The sequence below is a fragment of the Vibrio sp. Y176 genome (genome assembly GCF_033438945.1).
In genome coordinates, this window is the sequence record NZ_JAWOQS010001136.1 from 1 (window position 1) to 527 (window position 527).

Sequence of the window (527 nt, forward strand, 5' to 3'; positions counted from 1 at the left end):
CTGATTGGCGAACTGCCCATCGCGTGGTGGTCGATGATTGCCACGATGGAAGTTGGATCAACCGATTTTGCAAGTTGAGTCGATTGGTTGAAATCCACCAAACCAATGTGGTGAGAAGAGAAATCCGCCTTCACTTTTGGCGCGTCCATACCACAAAATTCAAACACAAACTTACTTTCTGGGTTCGCTTCGCCAGTTAACGCTGCTTCTCCGCCGTAGATGTGTGACGCAAGGATAACGGAAACGGCACTATCGGTGTCTGGGCTCAAATGTCCAACCCATACGAGGTTGTCGGTATTATTGTTTGAAAGCGTGGTGAGATCCAAAGCGCCCTCAGCCAAGCAGCTGAAAGAGGCAATCATGGTTAATCCAAGTAGTGAACGTTTCATTTGAGTCCTTAGTGGTGAGTGGTAAGTTACTATTGGTACTGCATAGACCATTGATTCAAATGTAATTTTTTCGAGTTGCCAATTCACCCGATAGTCTTGGAATCGCAAACGTTTTTCGAGTCGATACACACTTTTTTA

Annotated in this window: 1 protein-coding gene; it reads right to left on the bottom strand. The window is 45.5% G+C overall.

Going from position 1 to position 527, the window contains the following annotated elements; genetic code table 11:
* Positions 1-389, bottom strand: a 389-nt coding sequence (locus R7O13_RS30620) for a DHH family phosphoesterase (protein WP_318305689.1), incomplete at its 3' end; no start/stop codon positions are given.
* Positions 390-527: the final 138 nt, after the last annotated feature.